General features: G+C 42.9%; 24 protein-coding genes and 1 pseudogene. 22 read left to right on the top strand and 3 right to left on the bottom strand.

The window, feature by feature from the left end; all coding sequences use genetic code 11:
• From DWX33_RS18915 to DWX33_RS18860, 12 genes and pseudogenes are all read left to right on the top strand, one after another.
• Nucleotides 1-444 (top strand): annotated as a pseudogene (locus tag DWX33_RS18915) (DUF3990 domain-containing protein); the annotation flags it as partial.
• Nucleotides 441-647: a DUF3791 domain-containing protein gene (locus DWX33_RS18910; protein WP_009018538.1), complete on the top strand. Its 207-nt coding sequence runs from the start codon at nt 441-443 to the stop codon at nt 645-647. The pseudogene DWX33_RS18915 and the gene DWX33_RS18910, both read left to right, overlap by 4 nt.
• A 203-nt stretch (nt 648-850) precedes the next feature.
• Nucleotides 851-2,128, top strand: coding sequence for an oligosaccharide flippase family protein (locus DWX33_RS18905; protein ID WP_009018536.1), 1,278 nt, complete (start codon nt 851-853; stop codon nt 2,126-2,128).
• Entirely contained in the window at nt 2,125-2,943 is an 819-nt protein-coding gene (locus DWX33_RS18900; RefSeq protein ID WP_122380856.1) for an EpsG family protein, read from the top strand. The genes DWX33_RS18905 and DWX33_RS18900 overlap by 4 nt, the downstream gene beginning before the upstream one ends.
• A 500-nt stretch (nt 2,944-3,443) precedes the next feature.
• On the top strand, nt 3,444-4,175 hold the full coding sequence (locus tag DWX33_RS18895; protein WP_172984013.1) for a hypothetical protein: 732 nt from the start codon (nt 3,444-3,446) through the stop codon (nt 4,173-4,175).
• A 31-nt stretch (nt 4,176-4,206) separates the two neighbouring features.
• Nucleotides 4,207-4,902: a 2-C-methyl-D-erythritol 4-phosphate cytidylyltransferase gene (locus DWX33_RS18890; protein ID WP_009018533.1), complete on the top strand. Its 696-nt coding sequence runs from the start codon at nt 4,207-4,209 to the stop codon at nt 4,900-4,902.
• Between the two features lie 4 nt (nt 4,903-4,906).
• Nucleotides 4,907-5,947: an NAD(P)-dependent oxidoreductase gene (locus DWX33_RS18885; protein ID WP_009018532.1), complete on the top strand. Its 1,041-nt coding sequence runs from the start codon at nt 4,907-4,909 to the stop codon at nt 5,945-5,947.
• Complete coding sequence (locus DWX33_RS18880) at nt 5,944-6,609, top strand: ribulose-phosphate 3-epimerase (protein WP_036632223.1); 666 nt, start codon at nt 5,944-5,946, stop codon at nt 6,607-6,609. Before DWX33_RS18885 ends, DWX33_RS18880 begins: the two co-directional genes overlap by 4 nt.
• 14 nt (nt 6,610-6,623) lie before the next feature.
• Nucleotides 6,624-7,898: a CDP-glycerol glycerophosphotransferase family protein gene (locus DWX33_RS18875; RefSeq protein WP_036632224.1), complete on the top strand. Its 1,275-nt coding sequence runs from the start codon at nt 6,624-6,626 to the stop codon at nt 7,896-7,898.
• Between the two features lie 33 nt (nt 7,899-7,931).
• Nucleotides 7,932-9,158: a CDP-glycerol glycerophosphotransferase family protein gene (locus DWX33_RS18870; RefSeq protein ID WP_057329618.1), complete on the top strand. Its 1,227-nt coding sequence runs from the start codon at nt 7,932-7,934 to the stop codon at nt 9,156-9,158.
• A 4-nt stretch (nt 9,159-9,162) separates the two neighbouring features.
• Entirely contained in the window at nt 9,163-9,930 is a 768-nt protein-coding gene (locus DWX33_RS18865) for a glycosyltransferase family 2 protein (protein WP_009018528.1), read from the top strand.
• A gap of 2 nt (nt 9,931-9,932) precedes the next feature.
• Complete coding sequence (locus tag DWX33_RS18860) at nt 9,933-11,165, top strand: NAD(P)/FAD-dependent oxidoreductase (protein WP_057329624.1); 1,233 nt, start codon at nt 9,933-9,935, stop codon at nt 11,163-11,165.
• Nucleotides 11,166-11,434: 269 nt separating this feature from the next.
• On the opposite strand, the gene DWX33_RS22945 is transcribed toward DWX33_RS18860, so the two are convergent.
• A complete protein-coding gene (locus DWX33_RS22945; RefSeq protein ID WP_255419344.1) occupies nt 11,435-11,908 on the bottom strand; it encodes a HipA domain-containing protein in 474 nt (157 codons plus the stop codon).
• Nucleotides 11,909-12,199: 291 nt separating this feature from the next.
• Here DWX33_RS22945 and DWX33_RS18845 point away from each other — a divergent pair, with 291 nt between their 5' ends.
• From DWX33_RS18845 to gcvT, 6 genes are all read left to right on the top strand, one after another.
• Entirely contained in the window at nt 12,200-12,490 is a 291-nt protein-coding gene (locus DWX33_RS18845) for a nucleotidyltransferase domain-containing protein (RefSeq protein WP_036617544.1), read from the top strand.
• A 170-nt stretch (nt 12,491-12,660) separates the two neighbouring features.
• Complete coding sequence (rplU, locus tag DWX33_RS18840; protein WP_005861907.1) at nt 12,661-12,978, top strand: 50S ribosomal protein L21; 318 nt, start codon at nt 12,661-12,663, stop codon at nt 12,976-12,978.
• 22 nt (nt 12,979-13,000) lie between these two features.
• The gene (rpmA, locus tag DWX33_RS18835) at nt 13,001-13,267 is read left to right on the top strand and encodes a 50S ribosomal protein L27 (protein WP_005861909.1); all 267 of its coding nucleotides are present in this window, start codon (nt 13,001-13,003) and stop codon (nt 13,265-13,267) included.
• A 156-nt stretch (nt 13,268-13,423) separates the two neighbouring features.
• The gene (locus tag DWX33_RS18830) at nt 13,424-14,830 is read left to right on the top strand and encodes an amidophosphoribosyltransferase (RefSeq protein WP_008780836.1); all 1,407 of its coding nucleotides are present in this window, start codon (nt 13,424-13,426) and stop codon (nt 14,828-14,830) included.
• Between the two features lie 106 nt (nt 14,831-14,936).
• Complete coding sequence (pepT, locus tag DWX33_RS18825; RefSeq protein WP_008774030.1) at nt 14,937-16,157, top strand: peptidase T; 1,221 nt, start codon at nt 14,937-14,939, stop codon at nt 16,155-16,157.
• A 13-nt stretch (nt 16,158-16,170) separates the two neighbouring features.
• Nucleotides 16,171-17,256: a glycine cleavage system aminomethyltransferase GcvT gene (gene gcvT, locus DWX33_RS18820; protein WP_057326408.1), complete on the top strand. Its 1,086-nt coding sequence runs from the start codon at nt 16,171-16,173 to the stop codon at nt 17,254-17,256.
• 83 nt (nt 17,257-17,339) lie between these two features.
• Here the strand turns inward: gcvT and DWX33_RS18815 are convergent, their stop codons facing one another.
• Complete coding sequence (locus DWX33_RS18815) at nt 17,340-17,927, bottom strand: DUF4251 domain-containing protein (protein WP_005861917.1); 588 nt, start codon at nt 17,925-17,927, stop codon at nt 17,340-17,342.
• 166 nt (nt 17,928-18,093) lie between these two features.
• On the opposite strand from DWX33_RS18815, the gene DWX33_RS18810 reads away from it, so the two are divergent.
• The 4 genes from DWX33_RS18810 to DWX33_RS18795 all read left to right on the top strand — a co-directional run bounded on the left by DWX33_RS18810 (nt 18,094) and on the right by DWX33_RS18795 (nt 24,717).
• Nucleotides 18,094-19,107 (top strand): Gfo/Idh/MocA family protein, encoded by a 1,014-nt coding sequence (locus DWX33_RS18810; protein WP_005861919.1) that lies wholly within the window; start codon nt 18,094-18,096, stop codon nt 19,105-19,107.
• 154 nt (nt 19,108-19,261) lie between these two features.
• Nucleotides 19,262-20,449: a hypothetical protein gene (locus DWX33_RS18805; protein ID WP_122380854.1), complete on the top strand. Its 1,188-nt coding sequence runs from the start codon at nt 19,262-19,264 to the stop codon at nt 20,447-20,449.
• Between the two features lie 85 nt (nt 20,450-20,534).
• Nucleotides 20,535-21,104, top strand: a complete 570-nt coding sequence (locus DWX33_RS18800; protein ID WP_005866029.1) for a hypothetical protein — start codon at nt 20,535-20,537, stop codon at nt 21,102-21,104.
• On the top strand, nt 21,088-24,717 hold the full coding sequence (locus tag DWX33_RS18795) for an ATP-binding protein (RefSeq protein WP_122380853.1): 3,630 nt from the start codon (nt 21,088-21,090) through the stop codon (nt 24,715-24,717). Before DWX33_RS18800 ends, DWX33_RS18795 begins: the two co-directional genes overlap by 17 nt.
• Nucleotides 24,718-24,862: 145 nt before the next feature.
• Here DWX33_RS18795 and DWX33_RS18790 read toward each other — a convergent pair whose 3' ends face one another.
• A complete protein-coding gene (locus tag DWX33_RS18790) occupies nt 24,863-26,785 on the bottom strand; it encodes an NAD(+) synthase (protein WP_122380852.1) in 1,923 nt (640 codons plus the stop codon).
• Nucleotides 26,786-26,792 lie beyond the last annotated feature (7 nt).

The following is a 26,792-nucleotide window of genomic DNA, read 5'->3' as shown; positions in this document are numbered from 1 at the left end:
TTTGGAAAGGGTTTCTATTTGACCCGTTTGCGAGATCAAGCAGAACGTTGGGCCATTCGGGTACAATTAATTCGTCTATCCTCTGACGCTTGGATCAATATGTATGAGTTTGATTAAGAGGCTGCTTTGAACGCAGGCGCTAAAATGTTGAGTTTTGAAGCTTATGACCGGCATTGGCTCGATTTTATTGTAGCTAGTCGCAACGGGGAAAAACCTTGGATTGGATATGATATAATAGAGGGTGGAGTGGTGGATGACCGTGTGATCGATACCGTGGAGGATTATATAAGTGGCAATATCACGGTTGATCAAGCATTGGGTAAATTGCGATATACCTCTCCTAATAATCAAATATGTATATTGAGTCAGTCGTTGCTTGATAAGTATTTACGTTTTGTTGATAGCGAGCGGCTTAATGATATACGAGAAGGGAGGCCGGTATGAGAGAGCAAGTGCTTTGGAGAAAGGTCGCCCGGATTATTATGCGACTAGCGGAGCGTTTGCAAATATCCCCGGAGCGTGCGCTTGCCATCTTCTATGATACGCGTACTTGTTCTATGTTGCATGATAGCAAGTATGGACTTCATTTGATGAGTGACGATTATATTTTAAATGATTTATTGGAGGAGCTTAGGGATAGACAATAGGTTGTCTTTCTTGGCGGAGTTATTAAATCTGTTTAAGTGATAGTTTTGTACGTATTCCAATACCTTAAAAATGAAATTGATACAGGTATAATGGCTTAGTTTACTAACCGTATTTCCAAAACGATGCACTAAAAAGCACCCTATCAAAGGGTATATTCTAAATAGAGTGCTAACAGAGTATTTATGTATTAACTATTTGTGTGATGATGCGCTTTTTTATAGAGGCCTTAAAGAGTAAATTGCGCAACAATAAAACCATTGCCAAGAATACAGGGTATTTGACTATCATAGAGTGTGTACGTATTTTCATGCCTTTTGTAGCCTTACCTTATATCATAAGGACAGTTGGCATGGAGAGGTATGGGATGGTGGCTTTGGCACAGACCATTGTTCAATACTTTATTGTGGTCATTAATTTTGGTCTGGACATTTCTGCGGTAAAAGATGTTTCCGTTCATCGTAATGACAAGCTTGCGTTGAATAGGATCGTTTCTACAGTTTTATTCATCAAGTTAATACTTTTTTTGCTTTGTTCTTTTGTGTTACTAGTCGGAATGTTAGTCGTTCCGTTTATGGAGCAGAACAAAATTCTTATGCTTTTTGCGTTTCTAACTTGTTTGTCAGAGCTGTTGTTTCCCGTGTGGTACTATCAAGGGATCGAAAAGATGAAATATATCACCATTGTCCGATCCAGTTCCATCCTGTTCTATACATGTTCCGTATTTATTTTCATTCGTGGCGAAAGTGATTATCCTCAGGTTGCTCTTTTGCAGTCCATGGGGAATGTATTAGCGGGGATGATTTCTTTTTATTGTCTGTTGAGGTTGGAAGGCATACGTTTAAAGGTGCCTTGCTGTGCGATGGTATGGAAAATGTTCTTTGAGAGCGTACCTTTCTGGTTCTCGCGCATATCGGTTATCTTTAATACCAATTTGGCTAAAACGGTAAGTGGCATATTCTTTACGATGGAAAGTGTAGCGGCTTTCGAATTGGCACAAAAGGTTTCCAATGCTGTCCGTATTCCTACCAATATGCTCAACCAAGCCGTGTACCCCCATATCGCTCGGACACAAGACAAACGTTTTGTAGCACGTTTTATTTGGATCAATATCCTGTTCGCCTTTGTGCTTAGTACGGTCATATTTGTGGTATCTCCGTTATTGGTGTCTCTATTTACGGGGACAAAGATGCCGGAAACTATTTCTTTGATGCGCATATTCTGCTTATACACATTCTGTACGAGTATTACGATATGTCTTGGATCTACGACATTGGTAGCGTTCGGACATCCTAAACCTTTCAATAATAGTGTTATATATAGCACTTTTGTGCTGGTGATTGTCTATTTGTCACTCTATTGGATGAATTTGTTTACTATATATAATTTTGCGTTAGCATTGATTTTAGCAGATGTTTTTGTTCTGTTCTACCGTCTTTATTACTGCCGTTTATATAGGATTTTAATCTTTGAAAAGTCATGATATATATTGTTTTATTCATATATTATGTATTCTTGGCACTATTGTATGATGTTGGTAGGTATCGAAGGTATAGGCGGTTGCATTTCTTTGTTTCGTTAGCTTTGATGATCCTTGTCAGTGGACTGCGATATAGAGTCGGTAGCGATACTGTAGTGTATATGGATGATTTTAAATATTATCCGGATTTGTTCCATTTACGGTGGAATGATTTTTCAGATGTGCGTTACGAACCTTTTTGGATACTGCTTAACGTTTGTTGTAAAACTCTTTGTAATGATTTCTTTTTGGTGCAGTGTGTCATAAGCATGATCCACATAGTCATTTGGGGTAAGTTCGTCAAGAAAGTTTGTCCTACACTTTGTTTTTCTATGGTCTTGTTCTATTATATGTTTGAATATACCAAGCAGAATATGGAAGTGATGCGTGAAGCTGTGGCTTTGGCTTTTTTCTTGCTTGCCATATTAGCCTTGGATGAACGTAAAACTTGGAAAGTTATGCTATATGTTATCACTGCTTTTTTGTTCCACAAATTTTCGCTGGTGGTCTTTGGACTTTTCTTTGGTTTTTATCTGGTCTATTCTTTAAAAAAGATATACGTCTTACCCGTTATTGCTTTTTTTATTATAATGCCTATTGTCCAAAGAGACTGGATTTATACAATTATAGAAAATATTCTTTCATTAGATACTATTTTTACTAAGGGTTTAATCTTTTATGCCACTTCCGATCAATATACCATGATTGAATATAATTGGAAGGGAGTTCTTGTTACATTTCTTGCTATTTATATATATATTCATGGTTATTCGATGTAAACATATTTTTTCTGAATACATTAAAATAAGTAATAACATCTTTGAGAGTACTATATATTTTTCAGCTATCCTAATTAGTGTCAAATTTTCATTCATGATATTTTATAGACTATATGATTATTTTCAATCGTTTACTAGTTTATTGGTTATTATATGTTTTATGGAATGTGTAAAGAAAATGGATGTCAAGCAGAGAATAGTATTGTGCTTTTTCTCTTTATTAATTCCTGTATATTTTTGCTATAAATCTTATGCCGTTCCTTTTGCCAACAATCCTAATGCGATACAAAGATATATGATATATTATCCGTATAGCTCTGTATTTTACCCCAAAGAAGATCTACGAAGGGAACTCCTAATTTTTAATTATAAGTTATAAATAGTTCATGAAAATCCATATTGTTTTTCTGTTTTGTACTTTGATCTGTATAAGTTGTAAACAAGTTCGATTGGTAGCCTATAGTATATCGGGAACCTATGAAAAACACTCAGCTCAAGGTATGGCTGTGTGGGATAATTATGCCGTATTACTTAATGATCAGGGTCTTTGTCGCATATATAGCCTAGATCGAAAAGAGTTGGCTGGTAGTTATCGACTCGGTAGTTTTCACAAGAATAATCATGCAAACTGTGCCTCCTTTGGTGTGGAATATCCAGAAGGGAACATGACTTTTCCTGCCTTGTATGTATCCGAGTGTCGCCGACCTTATCGCTGTTTTGTGGAAAATGTCAACTTGGATAGCGCAAAGGTTATACAAACACTGCAATATCAAGCAGCAGGAGGAGAAGCACAGGTAGTACATGACTGGATCGTTGATCGCGAGGAACGAAAACTTTATGGCGTGTCCCGTTTACTTGTACCAGACGGAAACAAGGCAAGCGATTCGCTTCGGATTATTCGCTTTCCGTTACCTTTATTGAGTGACGGTAATGTTACACTAACAGCAAAAGATGTAGAAGAACAGTTTCATATTTATCTTCCAAACCTACTTCAAGGTGGAAGCATACGTAAAGGCATACTTTATTTGCCTGTAGGATTGCACACGGGAAATGAACATAGGAAAGATGCCGAACGAGCTATTGTCATGGTGAACTTAAAACGACAACAGGTGACACACATTTTGAATTTGCAAGAAAAACTGATGAATGAACCGGAGGACGTGGATTTCCATGGTAAACATCTTCTGTTATTTTGTGGACAGACAGGTGGTATTTATCGGATCAAACACTAAAATCCAAATATTTAAAAAACATAAAATATATATGAATATTGCAGTTATTTTGTCGGGAGGTATCGGTTCCCGCATGGGTAGTAATATACCTAAACAATACATAATGGTTGCGGGACGTCCCATTATCAGCTATTGTATAGATAAATTCGTACAAAGTAATGAAATAGATGCTCTTGTGATAGCTTTAGACAAACAATGGATCGATTTCATACAACCCCATGTGGCAATGCTCCAACTTCCTGTTTATTATGCCGAACCAGGCGAAACAAGGCAACATACCATTTACAATGCATTAAAGCTAATCCGTTCCCATGGAGGAGTGGATGATGATGTGGTGATTATCCATGATTCCGTCCGACCATTAGTTAGTTCCCAAGTCATACATGACTGTATTTGTGGTTGCATTGCGAACGATGCTGCTATTGCCACTATATCAGTGAAAGATACAATCTACATGTCAACCGAGGGAAATTGCATTACGGACGTGCCTAAGCGAAGTACTTTACATGCGGGACAGACCCCTGAAGCATTTAAACTAGGTAAATATCTTAAAATTCATGAGGAAAGAAGCTATGAAGAAATAGCGGCAGTGACAGGAGGTGCCGAGTTTGCTTTCCGTTGTGGCATGAAAGTCTTTCTATCCAAAGGGGAAGAGATCAATTTTAAACTGACGACTCCAGAAGATTTAGAACGTTTTGAACAGATTGTAAATAGTAACCGGTTATAAAGGTATGATAGAGAATCTCATTATACAGCAGGACATTGATTTTTTTGTAGGGCATTTCCCCTTTGTGGAGCAAATAAAAGAAAAAACGATTTTAGTCACAGGTGCAACTGGTCTAATAGGTTCTGTTTTGATCAAATGTCTGCTACGTTTAAATCAAGTAACAAATTCAGGAATAAAGGTCGTAGCAGTGGCCCGTAATAAGCAAAAGGCATACGATTTATTTGGTAATTGCGAAATCCAATGGATCTGGCAAGACATGACAGAACCTTTGGATTTGTCAACTTGGGACATCCATTATATTATCCATTGTGCAAGTCCTACAGCGTCCCAATTTTATGTGAACTCTCCTGTAGAAACTATAAATACGGCATTTATAGGAACTCGACAACTATTGGAATATGCTTCTCAGCACCTATCAATGAGAGGAATGGTTTATTTGTCTTCTTTGGAATCCTATGGGACAATCAATGACAATTCTGTTCTGGTGACTGAAGATGTAAGCGGATACATAAATCCCATTGATGTGCGCAGTAGCTATTCTTTGGGGAAACGAATGGTGGAGTGTTTGTGTCATGCTTATGCCTCAGAATATCATGTCCCAGTGGTAATGGCTCGTCTGACTCAAGTTTTTGGTGCTGGAGTTTCAAGGCAAGATACAAGGGTTTTTGCCCAATTTGCCAAAAGCGTCATAAATGGACAAGATATTGTGATGCATACTAGCGGCGAATCCGCAAAACCCTATTGCTATACTGTTGATGCGATTATGGCTTTGTTTTATCTGTTGCTAAAAGGGGAACCGGGTAAAGCGTATAACGTGGCTACCCCCAATACGTATATTTCCATTTGCGATCTGGCTTATCTATTAGTAGAAAAGTTTAATAAAAATTGTCGTGTTGTGATTGAGGCAAGAGATAACATGGGATATGCTCCCGTTACGAAATTGAATCTGTCCACGAAAAAACTGGAAGCATTAGGCTGGAAGCCGTTCTTTAATTTAGAAGAGATGTTCGATCGATTGATTAACTATTATAAATCCATTCAATGAGTCCTAAATTATCCGCATCGCTCATGTGTGCCAACTTGGTAAATTTGGAGCGTGATATTCAACTTCTAGAAGAAAACGGGGTTGACTATTTACATATCGATATAATGGATGCCATATTCGTTCCCAATCTGACATTCGGCCCTGATGTTGTCAATTCAATCCGGAAGATTACAAACCTTCCATTAGACATTCACTTACTCATGGAGCACCCACGTGTCGTTGTCCGATCGATGGATATTCGTGAAGGTGACATTGTCAGTATTCATAGTGAATGCAAAGAAAGTATCATGGAGAATGCAGCTTTCATCAAACAGAAAAAAGCGCAATTTGGTTTGGCATTAAATCCAGATACATCTATTGAAGAGGTCAAGAAATATTTACCTTATGTCGATGTAATCTTATTAATGCTGATTGTTCCTGGTTTTGCTGGCAGTAGCATGATACATGGCATCATGGAAAAGGTAAGAGAAACACGCCAATATCTAGATCAACATAGTCATACAAATATAGAAATATGCGTTGATGGCAGTGTGAGTTGTGAAAGAGCTCGATATATGCGCAATTTAGGTGCTTCCATTTTCGTTGGAGGGACAGCAGGTGTTTTCAGAAAAGATATGCCTCTTAGTGAAACAATACCAGCTTTCATTGAAAGTATAACTTAACAAGTTAAAAACAAATGACAAGAAACTTAAGATACTTATGCAAGTTACTGTTGCATCCTCTTTATTTCTTTGGTAGCATTATGCCTAGAAAAAAAAATAAATGGTTGTTCGCAACACATAATGCCACTTTTTCAGATAACAGCAAGTACCTTTTCTTAAAAGTACTGGAGGAGTATCCTGAGATAGAAGCTATATGGATTGCTAATAGTAAGGACGAATTTCATAATGTACGTTCTAAAGGGTTCAGATGCTATATGTGGTATAGCATTCTTGGATTGTATCATAGTTTTACTGCCGGAGTGTATTTGACAACTGACAGTGTAAGAGAAATTAACAGATATGCATCAGAAGGTGCCTGTTGGGTCTATTTAGGGCATGGCATCGGATTAAAAAAGACAAAATGGTTACGTCCAGAGTCTTACTTTTTAGCACTAACAGGTTATACTTATACGGAACTTGCTACTAAATTCAGACCCAAAATAGAATATTATTTACTGTTATTTCGTGTGCCGGATCTCTGTTTAACCACCTCTTTTGATCAAGCTCAAGAATTTTATATGCCTATGTTTAGGATTCCGATAGAGAAATGTATTTTGACAAATTATCCACGCAATGAAATTTTATTGTGCCCGGAAGAGAAAAGAACTCGCTTCATAGAACGGTATGAACCTAAAGAAACCTGTCGTTTTATTGAGCTAATCAAACGGTTTAAAAAGGTGTATATCTATATGCCTACTTGGCGTAATAACGGTAGTGATTTTTTGAAACAAAGCGGAATCGATTTTAAACGTCTTGAAGAGGCTTTGCAAACTACTCATAGTTGCTTTATTTTGAAGTTACACCCTTTTACCCAAATGGATTTATCTGTCATTAAGGGTTATTCACATATTATTCCTTTTGAAAAGCAATGTGATGTCAATACGATTTTGCCTTATACCAATTGCTTGATAACGGATTATTCATCAGTCTATTCGGATTTTATTCTGTTAGGTAAAGAAATAATTATTTTTCCTTTTGATTTAGAAGATAGTTATAATAAAGAAGCTTATGATAAAGCTGATTTTAAGAATAAAAAATGGTATTCGCCTACTGTTTGTTTTGAAAGTTACAACAAATATTATTTAGGAAAAAGGGTTCAAACTTTTGATGAACTAATCACTTTAATAGCGAATCGTGTAGATTGCCATTTGACCGAAGAAGATCACAGCTTTCTAATGAAGGCATTTTGGGATAGCTATGATAATGGTATTGATTTGGTAGCTGAAATTAAGAAACGTATCCAATGCTGATTATAAAATGATAAGCAACAAATAGGAAAAATTATGAATACGAAAAAAATGTCTGTCTGGGGAAAAGTATTCAGCAGAAAAAAACCATTACAAATTATTACCGGAGGCTTAGAACTTTTGTGGGGCTACCCTTTATATTGTCTTTCCTATATTTTTATAAAGGATAAACGAAAATGGGTATTTGGACATAAAAATGGGTTTGTTGACAATGCTAAATATCTCTATTTATATGCCTTGAAACAAGAAGAAGTTAAAGTATATTGGATCACTCAAGACAAAAAATTACTTCGATGGATGTGCGAACGTAATCTGCCCGCCTATCATCGGTATAGCTTAAAGGGGATGTTTCATTCACTTACCGCATATATGTATTTTTATACTACATCATCTGATGCTATCAACTTTTTCACTTCAGGAAATAGTATACTTGTAAATTTGTGGCACGGAGTGGGTGTTAAAAATTTTATAACGACGAATGCGGGTATAAAAGATAATAGATTGTTCTGTAGAATATTTGCTCCTTGGATATTAAAAAAACCGAATTATTTGTTAGTACCAACTTATTATCAGAGAGGTTATTTTCAACAGCTTTTTTCTATTAAAGAGGATCAATTAATTGATGATATCTATCCTCGCTGCGCTTTTTTGAAACAAGATTTGATAGAAATTGTGGAACATATAAAGCGGTATGAACCACAAGAGGTACCAGAGCTATTGAACAGCTGGAAACAATATGATCGGATTTATTTGTATATGCCCACTTGGAGGGCGCACTTGAATACTGCTTATTTGAATGTAGCATTTCCGAATATGAATAAGCTGAATGAAATATTGAAAAAGGTGAATGCCCTATTGGTTATCAAGCAGCATCCAACAGTGAAGGTTACTAATTTAAATAATCAATATAGCCACATCTATTTCATAGACAATAAATGTGATATATATCCCATCTTGCCTTTCACGGATATCTTGATAACGGACTACTCCTCAATATATGCCGACTATATCTTGATGGAAGACAAAGGAGTTATCCTTTATATGTTTGATTTGGAGGAATATCAAAAGAATGATCTTTCATTGATGGATTACGAAAAAAATACGCCAGGAACATATGCGTACACTTTCACGGAACTTCTGGAAATAATCATCAATAAGAAAGATTGCGGTTTTCCTGGTAGAGATGTAACATTATATAAATGGTGGGGAAATTATAAAGAAAGAAGTATGAGAACTTTATGGAATAAATTATTAACAATTTAATCGTATGGTTACAGATTTAGTATCTATAGTGACACCTATGTATAAAGGTGCAGCTTTTATAGGTGAAACGATTCGTTCAGTACAAGTACAAACATATTCGAAGTGGGAGATGATTATCGTAGACGATTGCTCACCTGATGATGGTGCAGGAGTTGCAGTAGTGAAGAAATTTATGGAGAAAGATAAGCGTATTAGATTAATAGTTTCTCCTGTGAACAAAGGTTCGTCTGGTGCTAGAAATATAGCATTGCACGAAGCGCAGGGTAGATATATTACTTTCTTGGATTCAGATGATATTTGGTCTCCGATTTTCTTGGACTCTCAACTGGATTTCATGAAAGAAAAGAGTGCGGCATTAGTCACTGGCTCTTATCATCGCATTAATGAACAAGGGATACAAGTGTTACAGCCTTTCATTGTTCCTGAGAAGGTAAGTTATTGGGATATACTGAAGTCTAATCCTGTTTCTTGCCTCACTACAATATATGATCGTAAGGTCGTAGGTGAACACTATTTTAAAGAAGAATTGAAAAGTTTACGTGATGATTATGCTTTTTGGTTGGAAATATTAAAGAACAAGGTGGACTATGCTTATGGTAATCCGAAAATCTTGGCATCTTATCGTTTGGTTTCCACCAGTGTTACACGTAATAGGAAAAAGCTGATTAAGCCTCAATTTCTGATTTATTATCAAGTGGAGAAACTGGGACTGCTAAGAAGTATTTACTATTTTATGAATTGGGCTATAAGGAGTGTTTTTAAATATAGTTGATGATGGATTTAATTATAGGTGCAGGTATATCAGGTATCAGTTATGCCAATTTCACGAAGAATGATTTTTTATTGATTGAGAAAGAAAACGAAGCGGGAGGATATTGCCGTACGATTAAACGGAATGGATATGTATGGGACTATTCGGGACATTTCTTTCATTTCCAACATCCGGATATCGAAGAATATGTTTGCCGAAATATATCTCCTTCTTCTTTGTTGAAAGTGGAAAAACACACGCAGATTTATTATAAAGGTGATTATATAGATTTTCCTTTCCAGAAGAATATTCATCAATTGGATAAAGAGGAACTGATAGATTGCCTTTATGATTTGTTCTCTGTAAATCAAGGAAGTATACGATCTTTCAAAGAAATGGTCTATGCCAATTATGGTAAATCAATTGCGGAGAAATTCTTGATCCCTTATAATGAGAAATTGTATGCTTGTGATTTGGATAGGCTAGATATGAATGCGATGGGACGTTTTTTCCCAAAAGCAAATAAGGAAGATATTATCTCGAATTTTCGTTCGCAAGATAATTCCTCTTACAATAGTTCTTTTACTTATCCTAAAGGCGGTGCGGTGGAATATGTTCAATCTCTGCTGAAGAATGTAGATAGTACAAAAGTTTGCTTGAATGAAGAGCTGTTGGAAATAAACATAGAGGAAAAAGTAGCGACAACTAATAAACGGAAGATAAAATATGATCGACTGATATCAACTCAACCATTACCTTCCTTGTTAGAGCAATGTCGCTTGGGGTATGAATCCAATACTTTTTCATGTAATAAAGTTTTGGTATTTAACTTAGGTTTTGATTCTAAAGGCGATGATCAGAGGAATAGTTGGGTGTATGTTCCCGAAAAGGATTATATTTTTTATCGATTAGGTTATTATGACAATATATTGGGAACAGATAAAATGTCTTTGTATGTTGAAATAGGTTTTCCTGAAGACGAGGTGCTATGCAAAGAAGGCTTGTACTTAGATTGTGTGATGAATGATTTAAAGAAAATGGGGGTGGTAACAACACAGAAGTTGGTTGACTATGAAACTGTCTTGATGAAGCCTGCTTATGTACATATTAGTAAAGAAAGTCAAGAAGCAATCTCTCGTTATAAGAGTATATTGAAAGAAAAAGACATCTATTCCATAGGACGGTATGGAAGTTGGACTTATTGTTCTATTGAGGATAATATATTGGAAGCAAAAGAAGTAGCACTGGGAATTTGATTTTAGATTGTTTAAGAAGTGTAAATTCAAGTCGTTTAAAATTTGGAGGTAAGTATTGACTTTGATTTTTTTGAAGGCAAAAAGTGGATTTCTATAGACAAATAGTCTTGTTGATAAACAAAAAGCGATATCTCTAGACCTTCTGCTTATGGAAAGGTAAGTATTCAATTGCTTCTTTGCCCCTAAAAAATTAAATCTAGATCTTCGTTCCAGATTCATAAAAAAGATATGGTAACAGGTACAGATTTTAAGACCCAATGGGATCGTTATCAACGCAAGAGGGGGCCGTCTCTCTCCATCTCCGTTTCTGTCAGATGAACGGCGTAGTGTATGGATATTTCGGATCTGAGAAGTCTGATCGCTGTTCTATGGTAGTGAATGCGGTGTTGAAAACAAGGGTAATAGAGGTGAAAGAGTACTTTCCTGTCATCGAAATTACTTCCAGTCTTTGTCCGCAACAAATCTCCGCAACCAGCTCTAACCTCTTCAAAGATTCGCATGCAGTGCGGTTTACTCATCTTGCTTTTAGTGCCGATGGTTATCATGTCCTGAATGGTGGGATGTCCGGTTCCATTGACCGAAGTCGCATATTTACCATTATAACCCTCTGTGCATAGGGTGAGATCGTAGGTGGGAGCAAGATGCCATTGGCATGTGTCGGTATCACTTTTCTGTATTGTAAAACTGAAATTCTTGCAATGATCATTTTTGTTACCGAGAGTGAGTGAAAGCGTCCTGACTATCTGTTCGTGATACTCTACGATAAGTCGTTGGCTATTTCTTTAGCGATCTCATCCGGGTTGTCTAGTGTATAGCTATCAAGAACTGATAACATATTGTTTGTTTCTTGCATCTCTATTTGGATAATAGTAATATATTGTTAGTAGCAAAGGTAGTAAAAAGCTCAGTATTCCCGTCGTTTTATACATGTTTTTTTAGTGTACAGTTCTGTATGTGTAAAAGTTTGTTCTTTATTTGCTCTGTCTCATTTAATGGCCTATCTTTGTGCTTAAGAATAATGTATGTTCTTGTATATGCGTTTAAGTAAAAAAGAAATACAAGTAATACTTCGTGTCGCTAAGGAAATATATGGTGAGGGAGTGGAGATCTATCTCTTTGGTTCTCGTATAAATGATGAGAAGAAAGGAGGGGATATTGATTTGCTTGTACGTGGTTCCTCGGAGCGAAAAGGCGTATTGGCTCGTATCAGGATGTTAGCTCGTTTGAAATACTTTTTGGGAGATCAGAAGATCGATATAATAGGTGATCACGAGGACTCACCGGTAGCAAGGGAAGCATTAATGACCGGAATACGTTTGGTATGACAAATAAAAAGCAAGAATTAGAACAGCGTCAGCTTTTTTCTTCCTTCATCCCTTGTCCTTTAAATAAAAAACTCTATCTTTGCACTCGATTTTCCGCAGAGGGTAAATAAGTGGAGCCGGAGACGGAGCCCACCCCCGGGACCTAACCTGTTTAAAAGATTTTAAGACAGATGTACGTAATCGTAGAAATTAACGGACAACAGTTCAAGGCTGAGCAAGGCAAGAAATTGTTCGTTCATCACATTCAGAACGCGGAAAGCGGTGCTGTTGTGGAGTTTGACAAGGTGTTGTTAGTAGATAACAACGGTGAGGTAACAGTGGGTGTTCCTACTGTAGAGGGCGCAAAGGTAGTATGCGAGGTATTATCTCCGCTGGTAAAAGGTGACAAGGTGCTGGTATTCCACAAGAAGAGAAGAAAAGGTTACCGTAAATTGAACGGTCACCGTCAGCAGTTCACTGAGGTGAGTATTAAAGAAGTTATTGCTTAACGTTTAAAGGAGAAGAAAAGAAATGGCACATAAAAAAGGTGTGGGTAGTTCTAAGAACGGCCGTGAATCACAAAGTAAAAGATTAGGTGTTAAGCTTTTTGGTGGTGAGGTTGCTAAAGCTGGTAACATCATCGTTCGTCAAAGAGGTACGGTTCATCATCCGGGCGAGAACGTAGGTATCGGTAAGGATCATACGTTGTATGCGTTGGTAGATGGCGTTGTTACTTTCCGTAGAGGAAAAGAAAACAGATCATTTGTTTCTGTAAAAGAAGTTGTTGCTGAGGCTTAAGTTTCTGCGACCAAAGAATAAGGAAAAGGATATCCTGAAAAGGGGTATCCTTTTTTTATTGCCGATGATAATAAACGTTATGAAGTAAATTTTGGAACATATATAAATAAACTTGTAACTTTGCGGTCTCAAACATAAATACAAACATAAAAAACAATGGGTGGTTTTTTCGGAACTATTTCTAAAGGAGCCTGTATTACGGATTTATTCTATGGTACAGACTACAATTCTCATCTAGGAACCCGCAGAGGCGGTATGGCTACGTACGATAAGGAAGAAGGGTTTACGCGTTCGATCCACAATCTGGAGAATTCTTATTTCCGCACCAAGTTTGAACCGGGGCTTCCTAAATTCAAAGGAAAAGCCGGGATCGGTATTATCAGCGATACGGATGCGCAGCCTATCGTTATCAACTCTCACTTAGGTAAATTCGCGATCGTGACGGTGGCGAAGATTAATAATCTGGACGAGCTGGAAAAGGAGTTATTGGAAGCGAACATGCATTTCTCGGAATTGAGTTCCGGAAAAACGAATCAGACGGAGTTAGTCGCTTTGCTGATTACACAAGGCAAGGACTTCGTGGAGGGTATTGAGAATGTTTACAATAAGATAAAGGGCTCTTGCTCTATGTTGCTCCTGACGGAGGATGGTATTATCGCCGCCCGTGATAAGTGGGGGCGTACGCCGATCGTAATCGGGAAGAAAGACGGAGCTTATGCGGCGACCAGTGAGTCTAGCAGTCTTCCGAACTTGGATTATGAGATCGAGAAATTTATAGGCCCGGGCGAGATCGTCCGTTTGCGTGCCGATGGTATGGAGCAGATGCGTAAACCGAATGAAGGGATGCAGGTCTGCTCTTTCCTTTGGGTGTATTATGGATTTCCGGTTTCTTGCTATGAGGGTAAGAACGTGGAGGATGTCCGGTTTATGAGTGGATATAAGATGGGGCAGAAGGATGACTCGGAGGTGGATTGCGCCTGTGGTATACCGGACTCCGGCGTGGGTATGGCCTTGGGATATGCGGAAGGTAAGGGGGTGCCTTATCATCGGGCTATCGCTAAGTATACACCGACGTGGCCTCGTAGTTTTACCCCGGCTAACCAAGAGATGCGTGCTTTGGTGGCTAAGATGAAATTGATACCGAACCGTGCGATGCTGGAAGGCAGACGCATCCTTTTCTGCGACGACTCGATCGTGCGTGGTACACAGCTTCGTGATAACGTGAAGATCTTATATGATTATGGGGCGAAAGAGGTACATATGCGTATCGCTTGCCCTCCATTGATTTATAGTTGCCCGTTTATCGGTTTTACTTCTTCCAAGAGTCCTTTGGAGTTGATAACTCGTCAGATTATCAAGGAACTGGAAGGGGATGAGAATAAGAATCTGGATAAATATGCTACGACAGACTCTCCGGAATATAAGAAGATGGTCGGAATTATCGCCGAGCGTTTCGGGTTGAGTTCCTTGAAGTTTAATACGCTGGAAACCTTGGTGGAGGCGATCGGCTTGCCTAAGTGTAAGGTTTGTACGCACTGCTTCGACGGTTCAAGCTGCTTTTGATGACATTTTTTGAGAGAAACAGGAATAGCGGGACAATTTGTCTCGCTATTTTTTTGTCATGTAACTTGCTTTGTCTACTTTTATGGCTGTTTTAAAAGAGTGAGTTATGACAGTTTTAGATAGATTTTTAAAGTACGTTACGTTCGATACCCAGTCGAACGAGGAGACGGGTACGACTCCTAGTACGCCGGGACAACGTGTCTTTGCCGAGGCTTTGGTGAAGGAATTGGAAGCGATTGGTATGGAGGAGATCTCCTTGGATGAGAATAGTTATGTAATGGCTACTCTGCCGGCTAATACGGACGAGAAAATCCCGACTATCGGTTTTATCGCTCATTTGGATACGAGTCCGGATATGTCGGGTAAGAATGTTCAACCTCGTATCGTGACTTATCTGGGTGGTGATATTGTCTTGGATGCGGAAGAAAATGTTGTACTATCTCAATCGATGTTCCCAGAGCTTTCAGATTATAAGGGACAGGATATTATCGTAACGAATGGTAAGACTTTATTAGGTGCCGATGATAAGGGAGGTGTAGCCGCTATCGTCGCCTCTATGCAATATTTGAAGGATCATCCGGAGATCAAGCACGGTAAGATCCGTATCGCTTTTACCCCGGATGAGGAAATCGGACAAGGTGCCGATCATTTCGACGTGGAGAAGTTCGGTTGTGATTGGGGATATACGATTGACGGTGGACAAATCGGTGAGTTGGAATATGAGAATTTCAATGCCGCCGGCGCTAAAATTATCTTCAAGGGCTTGAACGTACATCCGGGATACGCCAAGGATAAGATGCAAAACGCTTCCTTGCGTGCGATCGAGTTTGCTTCTTGGTTGCCGGCCGAGCAACGTCCGGAGCATACGACTGGTTATGAGGGATTCTTCCATTTGACCGGTATGACCGGTTCAGTCGAGGAAGCTACTCTATCTTACATCATCCGTGACCATGACCGGAAGTTGTTCGAGGAGAAGAAAGAATTGCTTCGTATGTTGGTTGATAAGATGAATGAAGCGCATCCGGGATGTGCGCATTTAGAGCTTCGGGATCAATATTACAATATGCGCGAGGTTGTGGAGCCCCAGAAACATATCGTTGATTTGGCGTTTGAGGCGATGACCTCCGTTGGGGTAGAACCGATCGTGAAACCGATCCGGGGAGGTACGGATGGTGCCCGCCTGTCGTTTATGGGATTGCCTTGCCCGAATATTTTCGCGGGAGGCCTGAATTTCCACGGACGTTATGAGTTCTTGCCCGTTCGTTCGTTGGAGAAGAGTATGGAAACAGTTATAAAAATCATAGAGCTATCGGCTCGTAAATCTTAAATGCAATAATTACATGAAAACAACTCCGTTTACCGACGTGCATATCGCCTTGGGCGCGAAGATGCACGAATTCGCAGGTTTCAATATGCCTATCGAATATTCCGGAATTATCGACGAACACATGACTGTAGTGAATGGTGTAGGTGTGTTCGATGTTTCCCACATGGGCGAGTTTTGGGTAAAAGGCCCGAACGCCTTGGCTTTCATTCAAAGCGTAACTTCTAATGACGCTTCTGTCTTGCCGCTTGGTAAGGCTCAATATACTTGCTTCCCGAACGACAAGGGAGGTATCGTGGATGACCTTTTGGTATATCATTACGAGCCGGAGAAATATTTGCTGGTCGTAAACGCCGGTAATATCGACAAGGATTGGGAATGGTGCGTAAGCCATAATACGGTAGGTGCCGAGTTGGAGAATTCTTCCGACCGTACGGCTCAATTGGCTATCCAAGGCCCGAAAGCACAGGAGGTTCTTCAACGTCTTACTCCGGTTGATTTATCTTCTATTCCTTATTATTCATTTGTGACGGGTGAGTTCGCCGGTTGCAAAAACGTGATTATCTCCAACACGGGGTATACCGGTGCGGGTGGCTTCGAGTTGTATTTCTATCCGAGTGATGCGATGACGATTTGGAACGCTATCTTCGAGGCTGGAAAGCCGGAAGGGATCAAGCCGATCGGTTTGGGAGCACGTGATACACTTCGTCTTGAGATGGGCTTCTGTCTGTATGGAAATGATTTGGATGATACGACTTCTCCGATCGAGGCTGGTTTAGGCTGGATCACGAAGTTCGCCGAGGGTAAGAACTTTACGAATCGTGCGGAATTGGAGCGTCAGAAGAAAGAGGGCGTAACCCGTAAGTTGTGTGCTTTCGAGTTGCAGGAAAAGGGAATTCCCCGTCATGGCTATGAGATCGCCGATGCGGAAGGGAATGTAATCGGCGTGGTTACTTCTGGTACGATGTCTCCGGTATTGAAGAAGGGGATCGGTATGGGATACGTGAAACCTGAGTTCGCGAAAGCGGGTACGGATATCTTTATCAAGGTGCGTAATAAGAACTTGAAGGCTCAAGTGGTAAAGGCTCCTTTCCGTAAATAAGAGATAAGGCTATCTATAAATAGTTCGAAGGCGATGTTCCTCACGGAGCACCGCCTTCTTTATTATAGAAAAGTTGGACATGATTAATATGTTGTTCCCTGGAAAATGTTCGATTGTGAGTACGGAAGTAGGGTACCGGTCATTCTCAAGTTTCTACCGGAGAAGTTCGGGTCTACAGTAACGGTCGCGTTGTTTGTTCCGTTGGTAAGCATCAAGCTAACGGTAGCGGAGATAAACACACCCTGTACGTTCATGTTCAGATACACATTGCCCTTGTCATCCTGCTTGGTCTGGATATTGGAGGCGCTACCTTGTACGGTGATACCACCTAATCCGTTAGGACCGGGATACGGAGAGTTGGATGCGATCTGGACCATAGCCTGTCCGTCATTCAAAGATACGAAGTTCGTATTTGAATTTACGTAGAATACCTGTCCGTTCATCGGTTGTATGTTGTTAGCCTCCAATACGAATGATTGGTTGTTGATAGCTTGTACAGCGGCGTTAAACTCTTCTTGGCCTTCTACGGCATCTTGTGCCAGACGCTCTTGTTTCTTGATTTCTCTCTCTACTTTTTTGGCTTCCTTTGTTATCGATTTTTGAGCCATTACTTGTGTCATTCCGCACATAGCGACAGCGAGAACGACGATAAAAGATACAATTCTTTTCATACTTGATTTAGTTTTAAAACGGTTTTAAATTGTATAGATTAAACAGCGTCGTCGCGAAAAAGTTCCTGCGGCTTATCCATTTTATAGATACAATAACATTTCCACGGAGTATTTATGTTAAACAGAAATCGTACATTTGTAAATAAAGAACATAATACGATAGAATATGGATAAAGTACGTTTTGGTGTAGTCGGAACCAATTTCATAAGTGATTGGGTAATTGCCGGAGCCCGGCAGGATGAGCGTTTTGAACTGGTAGCTGTATATTCGAGAACTCAGGAGACGGCGGATGCTTTCGCCTCGAAACATAATATACCGTATACGTTTACCTCCTTGGAGGAGATGGCGAAAAGCCCGTTGATCGACGCTGTGTATATTGCCTCCCCGAACTTCCTTCATGCCTCCCAGAGTATTCTTTGCATGAGCTATGGCAAGCATGTTCTTTGCGAGAAACCCTTCGCTTCCAACGCGAAAGAAGTACGTGCGATGATCGAGGCTTCCCGTACCTATAATGTCACGTTGATGGAGGCGATGAAGCCTACGCTTACGCCGAACTTTCTTGCCGTGCGAGAGAATCTTGGGCGTGTAGGTACGGTTCGTCGTTATTTCGCCTGCTATTGCCAGTATTCCTCCCGTTATGATAAGTTCAAGGAAGGAATCGTGTTGAACGCTTTCAAGCCGGAGTTGTCTAATGGGGCCATGATGGATATCGGTATTTATACGGTCTATCCGATGGTTGTCTTGTTTGGTCGCCCAAAGAAGATAGACGCCTCGGGCATAGTCCTGTCCTCAGGAGCGGACGGGCAAGGGGCCGTGAATTTCTTGTATGAGGGGATGAACGCCACGGTGCTTTATTCTAAGATCGCCAACTCCGCCTTGCCTACCGAGATACAAGGGGAGGAGGGGAACTTGACCTTGGACCGGATCAATATCATCCGTAAAGTGACGTATTCTCCCCGTTTAGCTCCGGCGATGGGAAAAGGCCCGGAACCGGTTCCGGAAGACCTAAGCGTGGTCGCCGATAAGGATGAGTACTATTATGAGGTAGCGGAATTTATCAACCTCGTCTTGTCTGGCAAGCGGGAGTCAGAAATCAATAGCCTTGATAATTCTTTGATTACATTGGAGATTATCGATGAAGTACGCCGGCAGTTGGGAATTGTGTATCCGGCGGATTGATAACTCTTCGTGATTTTCCTCTTTTTCCATCGGGGTGAAAAACTTTTTCCACCGTGATGAAAAAGCTTTTTCACTACGATGGAAATCCTTTTTCATCACGGAGAAAAAAGGGTTACTTGTATTTTTATTACCTTTGTGTCCTTAATTGTTTAGGATGTACATATATAATTCAATACCCCATATAACGAACACGCTAAATCTGGGAAAGGACCTATTGGAGGTCTTATTTGAGAAAAGAAAATCATTACCGTTTCGCTATGATTATGCGTTGGATATTATCGATGAGAATAAATTGAATATCTTGATCGAGCGTGAGGTGATCCGCAGGAACGGCCCTTATATCGAGATGGATGAGCATTATCTCTCTTTCTATGAGCTGCTTCTGGAGGCGAATGAGGAGATTTCTACCTCGGTGATCGATGAGAATATCCAGTTGGTGTATCAATTGATCGATTATTATGGCAAGGAGGATAACGATTTGCGTAAGCTGGGTTATCTGCGATCGGTCAAGGCGCATTTGCGGAAGATCGGGAAGATCTTGGTACGTAACGTGGTGTCCTTGCAACGGGTGATCGATAATACGTTCAAGAACGAGCCGAGCTATAAGGTGAAGATCGCCAAACTGGAGAATCTGGACGCTAAACGAATCGAGATCAACCGCCTGATCGTGGAAGTGGAGAAGCTGCTGGATCGGGAACGGACTCCCTTTTTCGCCCAAGCCCCGGACGAGGAGCTGTTGACGATCGCCCGTGAGTTGAAGACGGAGTTATTGAGCGCTGGCCATAGCTTGATCCATTCCCAACAGGATATCATTGATTACTTGAACCAGATCCGTACGCAGGTGGGTTTTACCCGTAAGCTGCGTCGTATCAAATATCTGCGGGAGCAGTTTGAGTTACAGGAGAACACGAATGTACGGGAGGTGGTAGACGCGGAGCGTTCCGTGGTATTGGAGGGCGTGCAGCCTACCTTATTCAAGGTTTCCATTCCTTATTTGCAAACGGACGAGGCGCTGGATGTCATCTTGAAGGTGGCCGACGGCATACGGCCGGACAAGGTGATCCACCGGCAGGAGCTAGGCGTGATCTCCGCCGAGCAGATGGAGAATCAAGAAGTGGGGGAGGCCGCTATCAATACCCGGAAGATGATGGATGTTTTTAGCCGGACCGGAGGGGATTTGTTCTCTTTCGTGATGGGCTACGAGTATAACCGGGAGATGGATTTCGAGGCGAAGGTTACGTTATTTTGCCGTTTGCTCTCCCTCTATGAAAATGAGTTGGAGATAACAGACCGTTTTGGACATATGGAGCATATAGAATATGCCATTATTCAAAGAACCTAGTTGTAGAGACGGGGCGTGCCCCCTGTGATGAGACGGGGCACGCCCCGTCTCTACAACTGGATAAAATAAAACAACAATAATAAGGATGATAGATAATTTACCGGTACAGACCGCACAGATCTATGATTACCTGTCGAAAGGTAATTTTCTGTGCTCGAATACAAGTGTAAAGGAGTTGAGGACACTCTTCTCGGTCGTAGAAGATAATTTTGAGCGTTTACGTGATTATTTCTCGCATATCAATTTCGTGTTGGAGCAGGGGAATAATTACTTCTACTTCTCCCGCAAGGAGCCCCGGGCTACCTTGGAGCAAAAGCTCCAGCGTTTCTTCGCTTGGATCGATATCATGGACTTCTTCTGTACGTACGATACGGCCTTCGGGCCCGGTTTCACCTTCTCGCCGGCGGAGATATTGGTACGTTCCCGGATCGACATGGATCTGGAGATGAAGCTGGACGGGTTGAAAAAACATACCGGAGGCAAGGAGAAACGCAAGGATATCCTCGATACCATCTTGGACAGGATGACGAAAGAGGGCTTTATCGAGTGCGTAAGCGATATGAACGGGACGTGGAAAGTGCTCTCCTCGTGGGATTACCTCACGAAGATGATCCATAGTATTAACATAAAGAACGAAGATGAGATATCTCAATAAAATAGTATTTATAAACAGCGCCGCTATCCGTTACTCGGAAGTACAGCTGGATGGAAATATACATTTAATCGGAACGCAGGGAGTGGGGAAGAGTACGATCCTCCGTGCGATCCTTTTCTTTTACAACGCCGATACGCAGCGGCTCGGAATCCCGGTCGAGAAGAAGTCGTATCAGGATTATTATTTCCCTTATGCCGATTCCTCGATCATCTACGAGGTAGCGAGGGAGGATGGTTGGTTTACGGTACTTAGCTATAAGACGATGAACCGTATCTGCTACCGTTTTATCGCCTCTCCGTACCGGCCGGATCTTTTTATCGACGAGGAGGGAGCGCCTTATCCGTCGGATCGTATCCGCTCGGTGCTCGATAAGAACGGTATCAAGTATAGCGGGGCGATCTCCACGTATGAGGAATACCGGAATATCCTCTACGGAAACTCGGATAATAAACGGGATTACTCCTGTTATTCCTTGATGGAGAGCGGCTCGTATCAGAATATCATCCGTACGATCCAGAACGTCTTGCTGAACTCACGCTTGGAGGCGGATTATATCAAGCAGACGATCATCACCTCTTTGAACGAGGCGGATAGCGTGATCGACTTGAGCCGTTACCGGAGCCATCTATCCGGTTTTGAGGCGCAACTGAATGATATCGGTGTTTTCCGTGAGCCGGGCATGGTGCGGAAGGCCGCCGGGATCTCCACCTTGTCGGACGATATCCGTAAGCGGGATTTACGGATCAACGATCTGTGTCGCCAATTACGCGGGGCTTATCTGGAAACGGAGCGTATCTTGCCGGAGTTGTCCCGGAAGATACACGAGCAGGAGGCGGTCAAATCGGATTTCTATAAGCAAAGGGATAAGCTGGACGCTGAATCGAAGAACCGGACAGCCACGATGGAAGGCGAGTTGGCCGTGCTGAAAAACGCCTTGTCGGAGGCGGAAGCGAAACGGGTTTTCTATGCCGGGAAAGATATCCAGACGGCGATGGATCGTTGTAACAAATTGGAGATCTTACAGCAGGAACAGGAATCCTTAGTCGTGGAGAAAGATTTGCTTTCTTCCAAGAATAAAGAAGCCTCGGTCTTGCACGCCAATTTGATCGCTAATCTGAAGAACGAGTTGGCCGGCTTCGAGAACGAGAAACAGAAACAATTACTGGCGGCAGAGACCGAGATCAATGCTCGTCGGGAGGCTCGCCGGGAGTATTATCGACGGCTACGGGAGGAATTGCGCCATGCCGCCTCGGAGGAGAAAGAGCGTTTGTTGGTGGATCGGGAGAAACGTACGACGGAGGTCGCCGCCTTGAAGATGCGTATCAAGACTGCCCGAGGGCAGTCGGGAACCTCGGAGGAATTGGAGGCGGTCAAAGGGCGTCTCGGTAATTACGACGCGAACCAGAAGGACTTGGAGCTGAAGATCCGTGAGCTGAAGTACGAGTTGAACTACCAGACGAAAGAGTTCGAGACCGCCGAGAAGCATCTGGATGAGGATTATCAAAAGCTAGCGGAATCCAACGAGGTGAAGATCGAGGCCCTGAGCGCTAAGCTAGCGGAACTGACGGAGTTCTTGGACAACCAGAAAGATAGCTTCTTCAACTGGCTGTCCGAGCATAAGCCCGGCTGGGAGCAGACGATCGGGCAAGTGTGTGACGAGCGCCTGCTTTACGGGAAAGAGTTTACGGCGGAGGTAGGCGAGGGAGATACCTTTTATGGAATCCGCTTCACCTCCGGGATTCACCGGAATGTCAAGACCAAGGAGGATTACTTGACGGAGAAGAAGGAGGCCGAGGAAAAACGTGCCGGAATCCAGCGGTTCATCGCTACGGCGCGGCAGGATTTGGAGGCGGCTAAAGAGAATCTTCGCAAGCAATATCAATCCTCGGTGAAGCCCATCAAGGAGGATATCTATCATGCGGAATATGAGTTGGAGCAACTGGCGGTCCGCAAGAAGGAAGACGAGTCTCGTCTGTCGGCCTTACGGGATCAGGCGACCCGTCTCAGGCAGGAGGAGATCCGGCGCTTGGAGGAGGAGTTGAACGCTGCCGAGGCCGTCCTTTCCTCGATCCAGCAGGAGATCGCCACGCTTCAAGGCAAGATGGACCGGGAACTCGCTTCCTTGGATGAGCAAGAGAAAGACGAGCTGGCTGCTTTGGATAAGGAACTCTCCGTCGCAAGGGAAGCTATCTCGGAGGAGATCGCACGCAAGAAAGCGGAGCTGGAAGAGCGCAAATCCGGATATGACAGGGAGCAATTGGATAGCCTGACCGCTAGCGGTGGCGATCCGAAACGTTTGGAGGAGATCCATTCCCGCTTGGCGTATATCGGTGGGGAGATTAAATATATCAACGAGACCAAGGCATTGATTATCGAGTATCTGAAAGATAAACGAGAGATGCTGGATAAGGTACCCGACTGGACGACGGAGAGCCTGCGCTTGCAGCAGATCATCCACGGGGAACGGGAGGAATTGAAAAAGCGTCTGGCGGACGTGAACCGGAGTATCTTCAAGGTAGATGCCGAGCTGAAGGAGCTGAAGGAGTCCAACCGGAAAGCGTTGGAGAACCGGGAGGAATATCACCGCTCTACCCTGTTGGACTGGTTTACCTCTAGGGAATCCATCTTCTCTTCCATGAACCGTACCGATACGGATGGCGATTGCCGTTCCTTGGTACGGGAGATCACGATCCGCGTCAGCGAGCAATCCCAGAAGCTTTCCGAGCTGCGCAAGGAGATAACCGCCTACACCGGCAATTTCTCCGAGGATAATGTGTTCGCCTTCAAGACGAGCTTCTCGGATGATAAAGAGTATATGGATTTCGCTTGCGACTTGAAGGAGTTTATCGACGAGGATAAGGTCTCGGAATACCAATCGCGTATCAATACCCGCAACTCCGATATCTTCCGGCAGATTACGGCGGATACGAAAAGCATGGTCTCTCAGGAAGGCAATATCCGTGGCGTGGTGGATCAGATCAACGCCGATTTCAAGGAGAAGAACTTCGTGGGGATTATCCAGTGTATCGAGATGCGTATCGATCCGAGCCAGAACAAGATCGTCAATCTGTTGAAGGAGATCAAGCGATTCAACGAGGAATATAGCTGGGATTTGGGGCAGAACCTGTTCGCTTCCTCGGCCGACGATACGGCTACCCGGGAGAAGGCGACGACGTTGTTGCGTGAGTTGATCAAGTCGATGGACGCTTACTCCGGCAGCTTGATCCGTCTGGCGGATTTCTTCGACCTTAAATTCCGGGTGATCGAGAACCGGAATGATACGGGCTTCGTAGAACGTCTTACGAACGTAGGCTCCGAGGGTACGGATATTCTGGTCAAATCCATGGTAAATATCATGTTGCTGAATGTGTTCAAGCGTAACGCCTCCGCAGTGTTCTCTGATTTCAGGCTACATTGCATGATGGATGAGATCGGGAAGCTACACCCGAATAACGTGGCGGGGATCTTGAAATTCGCCAACGACCGGGATATCCTCTTGATCAATGGTTCCCCGACCGAGCAGGATGCCCTGTCCTATAAGCACATCTATAAACTGGAGAAGGATACGGATAGCTTCACCCGGATTCGCAGGGTGATTACGCAGTTCGATTAGTTACGATCTATGTTAGGGCCTCGGTTGATACGGATGAGAGACGAGGCTCTCTCATAGGTCATAGATTAGGCTCTCTTATGGGCCATAGACGAGGCACCTACCCCTATAAGAGAGCCTCGTCTATGACTATACCATTGAAAAAATGTTAAAGTCCAGCGATCTCATCCAGCCAAAGCGTAGCCATCGCGTCGCTCGGCATTCGCCAGTCTCCACGAGGGGAGAGGCTGATGGAACCTACTTTCGGGCCGTCCGGCAGACAACTGCGCTTGAACTGTTGCTGGAAGAAGCGGCGGAAGAAGGTATGGAGCCATTTCTTGAGGGTGGAATCGTCGTAGGTTTCCCCGAATGCCCGCTTCGCCAAGAAATAAATCTTCGCAGGTGAGGCTCCGAAGCGTAAGAAGTGATAGAGGAAGAAATCGTGCAGCTCGTACGGGCCTACCAAATCCTCTGTCTTCTGCTTGATATTCCCATGCTCATCGGCGGGAATCAATTCCGGGCTGATCGGAGTGTCTACTATATCTAATAACGTGGCGCGGGAAGCCTCGTCTACCTTGTTATTGGCCACCCATTCCACCAGATATTTAACCAATGTCTTGGGAATGCTACCGTTGACGCCGTACATAGACATATGGTCGCCATTGTAAGTAGCCCAGCCCAAGGCAAGCTCCGAGAGGTCTCCCGTACCGATCACGAGGCCGTTCGCTTGGTTCGCCACGTCCATAAGAAGTTGGGTACGCTCACGGGCTTGGCTGTTCTCGTACGTCACGTCATGTACATGGATGTCGTGATTGATATCCTTGAAGTGTTGGATGCAAGCGTCCTTGATGGAGATCTCCCGGAGGGTCACGCCAAGGGAGCGTATCAAGTCGCAGGCATTGGTATAGGTACGATCCGTCGTTCCGAAGCCGGGCATGGTGATGCCGATGATCTTATCCCGTGGGATCTTCAAGGCATCGAAGGTCATGACGGTGACCAGTAGGGCCAAGGTGGAATCCAGTCCCCCAGAGATGCCTACGACGGCGGTTTGGGCGTGGGCGTGGAGGATGCGCTTGGCGAGTCCCGCTACCTGTATATGGAATATTTCCTCGCAACGTTCTTTCAAGGCATCGCCGGAAGGGGTAAAGGGATGCGGGTCGATTGCCCGGGTCAAATCCAGTGTCCGGTTGGGAAGGCTGAATGAGACTACGGTGCCGTTATCCATGTTATGGTTGAGATAACCCTGCATGAAACTGGTGTTGATCCGTCGGTCGTTCTGTAAGTTCTGGATATCGATCTCGCTGATAACGAGTTGCTCCTCCATGGAGAAACGCTCGGATTCCCTTAATAACGTGCCGTTCTCCGCTATGATACCGTTTCCCGCGAATACGAGGTCGGTACTGGATTCCCCGAAACCGGCGGAAGCGTAGACGTATCCGGCGATACAACGTGCGGATTGCTGGCAGATCAAGGATCGTAAGTAAGCATGCTTACCGATCAACTCGTTGCTGGCGGATAGATTGAATATCAAGTTCGCCCCCTGCATGGCTAGCTCGGAGCTGGGAGGGATGGGAACCCAAAGATCCTCGCAGATCTCGATACCCACACGTACCTCATCGTACTCGAAGATCAGGTAGCAATCCAGCGGCACTTCCCGGTTACCGATCGTGATCATGGATTGCTGTAGGTGTGAAGAGGCCGTGAACCAACGCTCTTCTTGGAACTCTTTGTAGCTGGGCAGGTAGCTCTTGGGCACTACCCCTAGTATCTCGCCCCGTTGGAAAGCGACGGCGGCGTTTATCAGTTGGCTTCCGCTGACAAGCGGGCAACCTACGATCGTTAGTAAATCCAGATCGGCGGTGTTGTTCACTAAATCCAGCAAGGCTTTCTCGGCGTTTCTGAGTAAGGTCTCTTGCGAGAACAAATCCATGCAAGTGTAAGACGTAACCGATAATTCGGGGAAGGCGATGATCTGGACCTCTTTTTGGGACGCTTGGCGCATCAATCCCTCGATCTGTTGAATATTATAAAAGCAGTCAGCCACTTTAACATGTGGTACGGCTGCCGCTACTTTGACGAATCCGTAATTCATATTTGTT

It is taken from the genome of Parabacteroides sp. AF19-14, assembly GCF_003635485.1.
GTDB lineage: Bacteria > Bacteroidota > Bacteroidia > Bacteroidales > Tannerellaceae > Parabacteroides > Parabacteroides distasonis.
Note: the sequence above shows the minus strand (reverse complement) of the source record. Positions and strands in the feature narration are given on the sequence as shown.

Coding starts and splice junctions, on each gene's coding strand:
- DWX33_RS18830 (WP_008780836.1), top strand. CDS start 13,424: ATGGGTGGTTTTTTCGGAACTATTTCTAAAGGAGCCTGTATTACGGAT.
- DWX33_RS18895 (WP_172984013.1), top strand. CDS start 3,444: ATGGCTGTGTGGGATAATTATGCCGTATTACTTAATGATCAGGGTCTT.
- DWX33_RS18845 (WP_036617544.1), top strand. CDS start 12,200: ATGCGTTTAAGTAAAAAAGAAATACAAGTAATACTTCGTGTCGCTAAG.
- rpmA (WP_005861909.1), top strand. CDS start 13,001: ATGGCACATAAAAAAGGTGTGGGTAGTTCTAAGAACGGCCGTGAATCA.
- DWX33_RS18905 (WP_009018536.1), top strand. CDS start 851: ATGATGCGCTTTTTTATAGAGGCCTTAAAGAGTAAATTGCGCAACAAT.
- DWX33_RS18810 (WP_005861919.1), top strand. CDS start 18,094: ATGGATAAAGTACGTTTTGGTGTAGTCGGAACCAATTTCATAAGTGAT.
- DWX33_RS18880 (WP_036632223.1), top strand. CDS start 5,944: ATGAGTCCTAAATTATCCGCATCGCTCATGTGTGCCAACTTGGTAAAT.
- pepT (WP_008774030.1), top strand. CDS start 14,937: ATGACAGTTTTAGATAGATTTTTAAAGTACGTTACGTTCGATACCCAG.
- rplU (WP_005861907.1), top strand. CDS start 12,661: ATGTACGTAATCGTAGAAATTAACGGACAACAGTTCAAGGCTGAGCAA.
- DWX33_RS18910 (WP_009018538.1), top strand. CDS start 441: ATGAGAGAGCAAGTGCTTTGGAGAAAGGTCGCCCGGATTATTATGCGA.
- DWX33_RS18875 (WP_036632224.1), top strand. CDS start 6,624: ATGACAAGAAACTTAAGATACTTATGCAAGTTACTGTTGCATCCTCTT.
- DWX33_RS18890 (WP_009018533.1), top strand. CDS start 4,207: ATGAATATTGCAGTTATTTTGTCGGGAGGTATCGGTTCCCGCATGGGT.
- DWX33_RS18790 (WP_122380852.1), bottom strand. CDS start 26,785: ATGAATTACGGATTCGTCAAAGTAGCGGCAGCCGTACCACATGTTAAA.
- gcvT (WP_057326408.1), top strand. CDS start 16,171: ATGAAAACAACTCCGTTTACCGACGTGCATATCGCCTTGGGCGCGAAG.
- DWX33_RS18870 (WP_057329618.1), top strand. CDS start 7,932: ATGAATACGAAAAAAATGTCTGTCTGGGGAAAAGTATTCAGCAGAAAA.
- DWX33_RS18860 (WP_057329624.1), top strand. CDS start 9,933: ATGGATTTAATTATAGGTGCAGGTATATCAGGTATCAGTTATGCCAAT.
- DWX33_RS18795 (WP_122380853.1), top strand. CDS start 21,088: ATGAGATATCTCAATAAAATAGTATTTATAAACAGCGCCGCTATCCGT.
- DWX33_RS18900 (WP_122380856.1), top strand. CDS start 2,125: ATGATATATATTGTTTTATTCATATATTATGTATTCTTGGCACTATTG.
- DWX33_RS18815 (WP_005861917.1), bottom strand. CDS start 17,927: ATGAAAAGAATTGTATCTTTTATCGTCGTTCTCGCTGTCGCTATGTGC.
- DWX33_RS18865 (WP_009018528.1), top strand. CDS start 9,163: ATGGTTACAGATTTAGTATCTATAGTGACACCTATGTATAAAGGTGCA.
- DWX33_RS18800 (WP_005866029.1), top strand. CDS start 20,535: ATGATAGATAATTTACCGGTACAGACCGCACAGATCTATGATTACCTG.
- DWX33_RS18805 (WP_122380854.1), top strand. CDS start 19,262: ATGTACATATATAATTCAATACCCCATATAACGAACACGCTAAATCTG.
- DWX33_RS18885 (WP_009018532.1), top strand. CDS start 4,907: ATGATAGAGAATCTCATTATACAGCAGGACATTGATTTTTTTGTAGGG.